The 9,712-nt window shown below is 70.2% G+C and carries 7 protein-coding genes; 6 read left to right on the top strand and 1 reads right to left on the bottom strand.

The annotated features are described in order from the left end of the window. A partial coding sequence (locus ACTHK2_RS14625; protein WP_440246450.1) for a serine/threonine-protein kinase occupies positions 1 to 1,030 on the bottom strand: 1,030 nt, incomplete at its 3' end. Between the two features lie 220 nt (positions 1,031 to 1,250). Here ACTHK2_RS14625 and ACTHK2_RS14620 point away from each other — a divergent pair. The 6 genes from ACTHK2_RS14620 to fdhD all read left to right on the top strand — a co-directional run. Continuing rightward, positions 1,251 to 3,233, top strand: a complete 1,983-nt coding sequence (locus tag ACTHK2_RS14620; protein WP_440246449.1) for a hypothetical protein — start codon at positions 1,251 to 1,253, stop codon at positions 3,231 to 3,233. A 104-nt stretch (positions 3,234 to 3,337) separates the two neighbouring features. Further along, positions 3,338 to 3,883 carry a hypothetical protein gene (locus tag ACTHK2_RS14615; protein WP_440246448.1) on the top strand — a complete coding sequence of 182 codons (546 nt, stop codon included), beginning with the start codon at positions 3,338 to 3,340 and terminating at the stop codon, positions 3,881 to 3,883. A gap of 117 nt (positions 3,884 to 4,000) precedes the next feature. Continuing rightward, entirely contained in the window at positions 4,001 to 4,516 is a 516-nt protein-coding gene (locus ACTHK2_RS14610) for a formate dehydrogenase subunit gamma (RefSeq protein ID WP_440246447.1), read from the top strand. After that, positions 4,513 to 6,123 carry a formate dehydrogenase beta subunit gene (locus tag ACTHK2_RS14605; RefSeq protein ID WP_440246446.1) on the top strand — a complete coding sequence of 537 codons (1,611 nt, stop codon included), beginning with the start codon at positions 4,513 to 4,515 and terminating at the stop codon, positions 6,121 to 6,123. Before ACTHK2_RS14610 ends, ACTHK2_RS14605 begins: the two co-directional genes overlap by 4 nt. Before the next feature lie 72 nt (positions 6,124 to 6,195). Continuing rightward, a complete protein-coding gene (gene fdhF, locus ACTHK2_RS14600; RefSeq protein ID WP_440246445.1) occupies positions 6,196 to 9,045 on the top strand; it encodes a formate dehydrogenase subunit alpha in 2,850 nt (949 codons plus the stop codon). A 19-nt stretch (positions 9,046 to 9,064) separates the two neighbouring features. Beyond that, positions 9,065 to 9,712 (top strand): formate dehydrogenase accessory sulfurtransferase FdhD (gene fdhD / locus ACTHK2_RS14595; RefSeq protein WP_440246444.1); only part of this gene is annotated, 648 nt, incomplete at its 3' end.

The following is a 9,712-nucleotide window of genomic DNA, read 5'->3' as shown; positions in this document are numbered from 1 at the left end:
GGTCGTCGGCGAGCGCACCGGCGCCGGTGTAGCGCCGCTCGGGCTCGGCATCGATCGCGCGCAGCACGAGGTGATCGCGATCGCCGCGCAGCGCACGCCGTAGCGCTGCCGGCGGCAGCGGGGCGTCGGCCGCCGCCCTGTGCGCCTGCGCCGACAACGTGCGCGTGTCGCCGGATTCACCCCGGCGCCCGGTGAGGAGTTCGCCGAGCAGGACGCCGAGTGCGTAGACGTCGGTCGCCGCGGTCACGAGGCCCTGGCGGAACTGCTCGGGCGCCGCGTATGCCGGCGTCATCGCCACCGCCTGGGTGCGCGTCGTGTCGTGCGGATCGTCCGCGTCGAGCAGCTTGGCGATGCCGAAATCGAGCAGCTTGACCTCGCCGTCGTCGGTGACGAGCACGTTCGACGGCTTGAGGTCGCGATGCACGATCAGCGCGCGGTGTGCGGCCTCGACGGCGCGGCAGACGGCGACGAACAGGCGCACGCGTGCGGCGAGGTCGAGGCGCCGCGCGCGTGCGAAGTCGGTGATCGGCACACCCTCGACGAGTTCGAGCGCGATGTACGGCACGCCCGCATCGGTCACGCCGCCTTCGATGAGGCGGGCGATGCCCGGATGGCGCAGCTGCGCGAGCGCGCGGCGTTCGCTGCGGAAGCGCCGCTGTTCGTCGGCGGTGTAGATCCCCCGCCGCAGCAGCTTGAGCGCGACCGCCTGGCGCACGCCAGCCTGCTCGCGCGTCGCGCGGAACACGACGGAGCTGCCGCCTTCGCCGAGGCGCTCACCGAGCACGAACGGTCCGATCGCGGAACCGGTCGCGGCGAGCGGGACATCGGCATCGGTGTCGCCGACGCGACCGAGCAGGTCCTCGAAGGCCGCGTCGAGCGGCGCGTCCCGCGCGGCATCGGCGGCGAGCATGCGTTGCAGCGTGGTGCGCATCGCGGCGGGGCAACCGCCGAGCCAGGCGGTGCGTTCATGCGGCGCGAGCGCCAGCGCATGCTCGAACAGCTCTCGCAGATTCGACGGCGGCTCGGTCATCGCGGATTCCTGCGCGGAGATTCAGGCGCACAACGCCATAGCGATGCCGGGATGGACACGCGATCGCGCCGGCGGCAGCCGTTTGCGCGAGTGTAGTCCGGCTGCGATTCGCGCGTTGCGGTGTGCCGGCGAAAACGCGACGAAGCGCACGCCGCCACGCAGGCGTTGTGCTAGCCTCGATCGACGTGACGGCGTTGCGTCGCCGCCCGTCGGAGAGGCCATGCGCGCATCGTTGCTCGCGATGTTCGTCGCCGCCACGTCGATCGCCGGCGCCCCGGTGATCGCTGCGCCTTCGGCGCGCCCGGCGGCGAGCGACGACGGCGGCAGCTGGTTCGCCTGGGGCGGCCGCACGCGGATCGAATTCAACCCCGACGCATTGCGCCGTTTCGGTCTTTCGGTCGAGCGGGTCGACGGCGCGCTCGAGCGCGTACCCGGCGTGCCCGGCCAGCGCTACGACGCGAGCGAATTCACTGCGCTCGCCGCGAGCGACCTGCAGTTCAACCACCGCGGTGCGGTGCCCACCGGCATCGGCGGCGGCGCGCTGCGCCATGCCGGCGGCCCGGTGCTGCGCCATCGCGGCGGCACGCTGGACCTGCGCGGCTTCGCGCTGCGTGCAAGCGCGGATACACGCCTGGGCCTCGATCTCGTCGACGCGCAGGGCCGCACCTGGTTCACGGCCGACCACGCCCACTACGGCTTCGAAGGCGACGCGCGCGACGTATTCGCGATGCGCCACATGAACCTGCGCCTCGCGCCCCGCCTGGCCGCGCTGCTCGGTGCGCGAGCGGGCGCCGCGGTCGGCGGCCTCGACCTGCGCGCGTCGACGTCCGCAGCACTCGCGCCCGCTCCCGATGGCGGTGTCTGCGACGCGCCGTGGCCGTCGCCGGGCAACCCCGCGGGCATCTCGATGATCTACGGCGCGACGACCTGGACCGGCTGGAGCGATTCGGTCTACGTCAAGCGCGACAGTGGCGATTGCACGCCGACGAGTACCGGTTGCCGTATCGTCGTCAATGCCGACTCCACCCTTCGCAACAGCGGCGCGACCGCAGTCGCCTGGTACGAAAAGTTCAATCGCGACCAGCCCGGTGCGGAAGGCGTGCCGCAGCCGCCCTACGGCAACGACCAGCATCCTTACCTCATCTGGAATCTCTACCGCATCGACGCGGCCGGGCGCATCCGCCAGATCGGCGCGTCGGGCGTGAAGCATGCGTTCTACACGGTCAATTTCGCCTGCATCGATCCCGCTTGCGCGCCGGGCCACGTGATCTTTCCCCAGTGCGAGGACACCTATTCCAACTACAACAACGACGGCAGCACCTATCTCGGCCCGCGCTCGGAGATCGTGCCGCACACCGCGGTGTGGGGCCGCTGCGGTTCGATCTACGATGCGGACTGCGACGGCGTCAACGACGGCTCCGGCGCACAGGACCTGTTCCAGTACCGCATGGTCGTCGCCGAGAGCGAGCTGCTGCCGCCGAAATCGACTGGCGCGCGCTATTACCTCGAGTACTGGTACGTCGTGCGCGACGACGACGCGATCTACGATTCGATGGCCTATCGGGAAGTCGCATTCAGCAAGACCGACCTCGGCACGCAGCCGCCGTCGGCCGCGTGGGACGTCGATCTCGTCGGCGACGTGCCGGCCGGCGCCGACTTCCACCTCGGGCCCGTACTCGACCACTGGGTGAGCGCAGTCACGCCGCTCGCCGGCGAGGCGAACGTCGAACTCGCGACGCCGCTCGGCCGCGCACGCGTCGCGGTGCGCGCGCGCCCGGCCGGCAGCGGCCACTGGCGCTACGAGTTCGCGATCGCGAACTTCGACTACGCGCATGCAGCGGTCGATCCGGCGCATCCGTCGGAGCCGAACCTCAAGCTCGACGCGAACCACGGGTTCGTCCGCTTCAGCGTGCCGATCACGGTCGGCACGACGGTCAGCGATCTGCGCTTCGACGATGCCGATCCCGACGGCGGCAACGACTGGAGCGCCTCGACCTCGGCGACGGCGGTCACGTGGGCTGCTCCATCCGGTTCGAACAGCCTCGACTGGGGCACGCTCTTCCACTTCGAGTTCGTCTCGACCGCGCCACCCGCGGACATGGACCTCGGCCTCGTCGGCACCGCCACCGCGAGTGAGGACGAGCTGCCGTACGTCGTGCCGATCCACTTCGGCGACGCGATCTTCATCGACGGGTTCGACTGATGGCCAGGTGCACGCAGGGTCCGCCCGCCTTTTGCGCACCGGCGACGAAGCCCCGCGTCGCTCTCATGCTTCCAGTGTTCTCCATGGCGAACAGGAGCCGTGCCATGAAACGCGCCATCGTCCTGCCGTCATCGCTCGTTCTCGCCGCCTTGGCATCCGGCTGCGCCGCCGCGCCGGAATCGCCGGCTGCAACGACCTCGCCGACGCCGACGTCGCGCGTGGAAACCATCCACGTGCACGGCGTGCGCAGCCTCGACGACATCAGCAGCACGACCGCATGGGTCAGCGACCGGCCGGCGCACGAGATCGGCCAGCGCGTATATGCGTATCGGTTGAGCAGCCCGGCCAAGGATTTCGACGGCGCCCAGGCGATGAACTTCGCGCAGACCGATTCCATCGCCGGAGCAGGCACGCACCACGGTTATGCGCTCAGGCGCCTGTCCAACGGTGCCAGCGTGACGATCGAGTTCGAGGGGCGCCATGCCGCGCGCGGCAGCGAACCTGGCGCCGCGGATCCGACCAACGGAGGCACGCTCAGGTTCACCGGCGGCACGGGCAAATACCGCAACGCCCACGTCACGTCGACCTACACCGGTGTCGTCGGCACGCGCGAAGCGAGCTTCGACTGCGACTGCCGCATCGAGTACTGAGCGCATGAGGCCTGCGCGTCGCCGCAGCCCGCGCGGTTGCAGCAGCGGGCGGCGTGGTGCAGAGTCAGGGGCCCGATCCGGACTTCCGCGTCTTGGCGGCATGCGACGCGCACGACCATGGGCGACACGCCATCACCACACGATTCGTCGCTGGCCGACGGTGACATGACGCTCGGCCAGCGTGCCGCGGTCGATGCCGTGCTCGCTCTGCATCGCGGCCGCCCGGGCGCGCTGTTGCCGATCCTGCACGGCGTGCAGGACGCACTCGGCTGGGTGCCGCCCGCTGCCGTGCCGACGATCGCGCGCGCGCTCGACCTCGGTCGCGCCGAGGTGCACGGCGTCGTCAGCTTCTATCACCACTTCCGCAGCACGCCGCCGGGGCGCCACGTCGTGCGCCTGTGCCGTGCCGAGGCGTGCCAGGCGCTCGGCGCGCGCGCGCTCGAGGCGCACGCGAAGCAGTCGCTCGGTGTCGACTGGCACGGCACGAGCGCGGATGGCGCGATCACGCTCGAGCCCGTGTACTGCCTCGGCAATTGCGGTTGCGGACCGTCGTTGCTCGTCGACGACGAGGAATTGCACGCGCGCGTGACACCCGCATCGTTCGACGCGCTCGTCGCGGAGCTGCGCCGGTGAGCGCGCCTGCGAACATGGTCCCGCTGCGCGTGTACGTCTCGCGCGATGCGAGCGCGCTCGCGCTCGGTGCCGATGCGACCGCGCGCGCGATCGAAACCGTCGCGCGCGAGCGCGGCGTCGCGATCGACCTCATGCGCACCGGCTCGCGTGGTTTGCTGTGGCTCGAGCCGCTGGTCGAAGTCGAGGCCGCTGCGGGCGATTCGACGACGCGCGTCGGCTACGGTCCGGTCGCGGCACGCGAGGTGGCGGATCTCTTCGACGCGGGTCTCGCGAACGCGGGGGCGCACCCGCGGCGCGTGGGTGCGATCGAATCGCTCGACTGGTTCGCGCGGCAGGATCGCCTCTGCTTCGCGCGCGTCGGCCTCACCGATCCACTCAGCGTCGCCGACTACGTCGCGCGCGGCGGCTATCGCGGCTTGCGCAATGCGCTCGCGCTGGCGCCCGCCGACATCGTGCAGGTGGTCATCGATTCGGGCCTGCGCGGCCGTGGCGGCGCCGCGTTCCCGACCGGCATCAAGTGGAAGACCGTCCTCGAAGCGCCGCAGGCGCAGCAGCCCTCGCCCTTCGGCCCTCAAACCTCGAAGTACATCGTCTGCAACGCCGATGAAGGCGACTCGGGCACGTTCTCCGACCGCATGCTCATGGAAGGCGACCCGCTCGCGCTCGTCGAAGGCATGACGATCGCCGGCGTCGCGGTCGGTGCGACGCAGGGCTACATCTACCTGCGCAGCGAGTATCCGCATGCACGCCGCGTGCTCGATGCGGCGATCGCGAATGCCTACGCCGCCGGCTGGCTCGGCGCAGACATCCGCGGCAGCGGCCGGCGCTTCGACCTCGAGGTGCGGCTGGGCGCGGGCGCCTACATTTGCGGCGAGGAAACCTCGCTGCTCGAAAGTCTCGAAGGCAAGCGTGGACAGGTGCGGTTCAAGCCGCCGCTGCCCGCACTCAAGGGCCTGTTCGGGCGGCCGACCGTCGTCAACAACGTGATCTCGCTCGCCTCGGTGCCATTGATCCTCGAACGCGGAGCCGCGTACTACCGCGACTACGGCGTCGGCCGCTCGCGCGGCACCTTGCCGATCCAGCTCGCCGGCAACCTCAAGCGCACCGGCCTCGTCGAAAAGGCGTTCGGCGTGACCCTGCGCGAACTCCTCTACGACTGGGGCGGCGGTTCGTACTCCGGCCGGCCGATCCGCGCGGTCCAGGTGGGCGGACCGCTCGGCGCGTACCTGCCCGAGTCGCAGTTCGACACGCCGCTCGACTATGAGGCGTTCGCTTCGATCGGCGCGATGCTCGGCCACGGCGGCATCGTCGCGTTCGACGACAGCGTCGACATGGCGGAACAGGCGCGCTACGCGATGGAGTTCTGCGCTGTCGAATCGTGCGGCAAGTGTACGCCGTGCCGGATCGGTTCGACGCGCGGGGTAGAGGTGCTCGACCGCCTGCGTGCGGGCATCGACCGTGCGGCACAGTTCGCCCTCCTCGAATACCTGTGCGACACGATGCGGCATGGATCGCTGTGCGCGCTCGGCGGATTGACGCCGGATCCGGTGGTCAGTGCGCTGAAGCACTTCCGCGAAGACTTCGAGAAATCCGCCTCGCGGGAGTAAGGTGGCGCGCATGGGCGCCGTCGTCGGCCGAACCCCGGTCGGCGCTGCGCAAGGCCAAGCGGAGCAGAGAACATGTTGTCCATCGCCGAAACCGATCTCGGCACGCCGACATCGACCTCGAACGCCCTCGTCGCGCTGACGATCGACGGCGTCGACGTGCGCGTGCCTGCGGGCACGTCGGTGCTGCGCGCGGCGGCCGGGGCCGGCATCGAAATTCCGAAGCTGTGCGCGACCGAGCTGCTCGATGCATTCGGTTCGTGCCGGCTGTGCCTCGTCGAGGTCGAAGGCATGAAGGGCTTTCCGGCTTCGTGCACGACGCCGGTCGCGCCCGGCATGAAGGTGACGACGGGTGGGGCGAAGGTCGAACGCCTGCGCCGCGGCGTGATGGAGCTGTACCTGTCCGACCATCCGCCCGGCGCGCTCGCCGGCGGTTTCGGCACCGAGATGCAGCGGATGGCCGAGCGGCTCGGCGTCGACACGGTGCGCTACGGCGTCGACCCGGCACAGCCGCGGCCGGTCGACGCGTCCAATCCGTATTTCCGCTTCGACCCGGCGCAGTGCATCGTCTGCTCGCGCTGCGTGCGCGCCTGCGATGAACAGCAGGGCACGTTCGCCTTGGCCGTGCAGGGACGCGGATACGCATCGGCGATCGTCGCCGGCCAGGACGAACCGTTCATGGATTCGGACTGCGTCTCCTGCGGCGCCTGCGTGCAGGCGTGCCCGACCGGCGCGCTGATGGAGAAGTCGCTGCTCGAGCACGGCCAGGCGACGCGCAGCGTCGTCACGACCTGCGCCTACTGCGGCGTCGGCTGCTCGTTCCGCGCGGAACTGCAGGGCGAGCGGCTCGTGCGCATGGTGCCGAACAAGGACGGTCATGCGAACCATGGCCATTCCTGCGTGAAGGGACGCTTCGCGACCGGCTACGTCACGCATCGCGAGCGCATCCTCGAGCCGATGCTGCGCGCGAAGATCTCCGACCCCTGGCGCACGGTAGGCTGGGACGAGGCGATCGCGCACGTCGCCGCCGAGTTCCGCCGCATCCAGGGGAAGTACGGGCGCGATTCGATCGGCGGCATCACCTCGTCGCGCTGCACCAACGAGGAAACCTACCTCGTGCAGAAGCTCGTGCGCGCCGCATTCGGCAGCAACAACGTCGATACCTGCGCGCGCGTGTGCCATTCGCCGACCGGGTACGGGCTCAAGAGCACGCTCGGCGAATCGGCCGGAACGCAGGACTTCGATTCGGTCATGCACGCTGACGTGATCCTCGTGATCGGCGCCAACCCGACCGATGCGCACCCGGTGTTCGCCTCCCAGCTCAAGCGCCGCCTGCGCCGCGGTGCGCGGCTCATCGTCGTCGATCCGCGCCGGATCGAACTCGTGCGCGGCGCACACGTGCGTGCCGACCATCACCTGCAGTTGCGGCCCGGCACGAACGTCGCGCTGCTCGACGCGCTCGCCCACGTCATCGTCGTCGAGGATCTCGTCGACGAAGCGTTCGTTCGCGAGCGTTGCGAAATCGATTCGTTCGCGCGCTGGCGCGCGTTCGTCGCCGGCGCGGAGAATTCGCCCGAGGCGCTCGAAGCGGTGACCGGCGTGCCCGCGGCCGACGTGCGTGCGGCCGCGCGGCTATATGCGACCGGCGGCAACGCGGCGATCTACTACGGCCTCGGCGTGACCGAGCATTCGCAGGGTTCGACCGCGGTGATGGCGATCGCCAACCTCGCGATGGCGACCGGCAACCTCGGCCGCGTCGGCGTCGGCGTCAACCCACTGCGCGGGCAGAACAACGTGCAGGGCTCGTGCGACATGGGTTCGTTCCCGCACGAGTTCCCCGGCTACCGCCACGTCGCCGACGACGGCGTGCGTGCGACGTTCGAACGAGCCTGGGGCGTGCCGTTGCAGGCCGAGCCGGGGCTGCGCATCCCGAACATGTTCGAGGCCGCGCTCGACGGCGAGTTCAAGGGGCTGTACATCCAGGGCGAGGACATCGCGCAGTCCGATCCCAACACGCAGCACGTGACCGCCGCACTCATGGCGATGGAGTGCGTGGTGGTGCAGGACCTGTTCCTCAACGAAACCGCGAAGTTCGCCCACGTGTTCCTGCCGGGCTCGACGTTCCTCGAGAAGGACGGCACGTTCACCAATGCCGAGCGCCGTGTCTCGCGCGTGCGCAAGGTGATGGAGCCGCGCGGCGGCTACGCCGACTGGGAAGTCACGCAACTGCTTTCGAATGCGCTCGGCTACCCGATGCGCTATGCGCATCCGGCCGAGATCATGGACGAGATCGCGAGGCTCACGCCGACCTTCGCCGGCATCAGCTTCGCGCGCATCGACGAGCTCGGCAGCATCCAGTGGCCGTGCAACGACGAGCATCCCGCCGGCTCGCCGACGATGCACGTCGACGCGTTCGTGCGCGGCAAGGGCCGTTTCATGCTGACCGAATACGTGCCGACGAGCGAGAAGGTGACGGCGAAGTATCCGCTGCTGCTCACCACCGGGCGCATCCTCAGCCAGTACAACGTCGGCGCACAGACGCGCCGCACCGACAACAACCGCTGGCATGCCGAGGACCGCCTCGAGATCCATCCGCACGACGCCGAGCAGCGCGGCATCCGCGACGGCGACTGGGTCGGCATCGCGAGCCGCGCCGGCGAAACCGTGCTGCGCGCGTTGCTCAGCGACCGCATGCAGCCGGGCGTCGTCTACACCACGTTCCATTTCCCAGGCTCGGGCGCGAACGTGATCACCACGGAGAATTCGGACTGGGCGACGAACTGCCCCGAGTACAAGGTCACCGCGGTCGAGGTCACGCGCGTCGGCCAGCCGTCCGACTGGCAGCAGCGCTTCCGCGCCGCCGACGAGCGGCAGCGTGCGCTGCTCGCGCAGGCCCGCCATGCGACAGCCGCCGACACGCGTTGAGGCGCCCGCGGCGGCCGACGTGCACGCCGGCTGGGTGCGCCGCCCGGTCGCACGCGTGCGTGCGGGCGCGCTCGAGCATGTCGACGACTGCGTCGCCGAGGAGGTGCCGGTCGCGCTCGTCTACAACGATCGCCCGCACGTCGTGATGATGGCGACGCCGTGCGATCTCGACGACTTCGCGCTCGGGTTCTCGCTGAGCGAGGGCATCGTCGCGCATGCAGCGGAACTCGAATCGCTGGCGACACACACCTTGCTCGAGGGCATCGAGATCCGCCTGCGCGTGCCGGCCATGCGGGCGGACGCGCTCGAGCGACGTACGCGCAACCTGACCGGGCGCAGCGGCTGCGGCCTGTGCGGTGCACAGGCACTCGAAGACGCCTTGCGTCAGCCGACGCCGGTCGCGGAAGGGCCGCGCGTCGATGCGAGTGCGCTGTCGCGCGCACTGGCCGGGTTGCAGGCGCAGCAGGCGCTCGCCGCGGCGACCGGTGCGACGCATGCGGCCGGATGGGCCGGTCTCGACGGCAGCCTCATGATGCTGCGCGAGGACGTCGGCCGGCACAACGCGCTCGACAAGCTGCTCGGCGCGCTCGTGCGGCGCGGCCTCGACGTGCGCAACGGTTTTACCGTGGTGACGAGCCGCGCGAGCTACGAGATGGTGCAGAAGGCG

This window comes from Dokdonella sp., from assembly GCF_051958935.1.
GTDB lineage: Bacteria > Pseudomonadota > Gammaproteobacteria > Xanthomonadales > Rhodanobacteraceae > Dokdonella_A.
This window is presented reverse-complemented; position numbering and strand designations above follow the sequence as displayed.

Bases quoted from the DNA above. Each gene is read 5' to 3' on its own strand.
- ACTHK2_RS14620 (WP_440246449.1), top strand. From the start codon at position 1,251: ATGCGCGCATCGTTGCTCGCGATGTTCGTCGCCGCCACGTCGATCGCC.
- ACTHK2_RS14615 (WP_440246448.1), top strand. From the start codon at position 3,338: ATGAAACGCGCCATCGTCCTGCCGTCATCGCTCGTTCTCGCCGCCTTG.
- ACTHK2_RS14610 (WP_440246447.1), top strand. From the start codon at position 4,001: ATGGGCGACACGCCATCACCACACGATTCGTCGCTGGCCGACGGTGAC.
- fdhF (WP_440246445.1), top strand. From the start codon at position 6,196: ATGTTGTCCATCGCCGAAACCGATCTCGGCACGCCGACATCGACCTCG.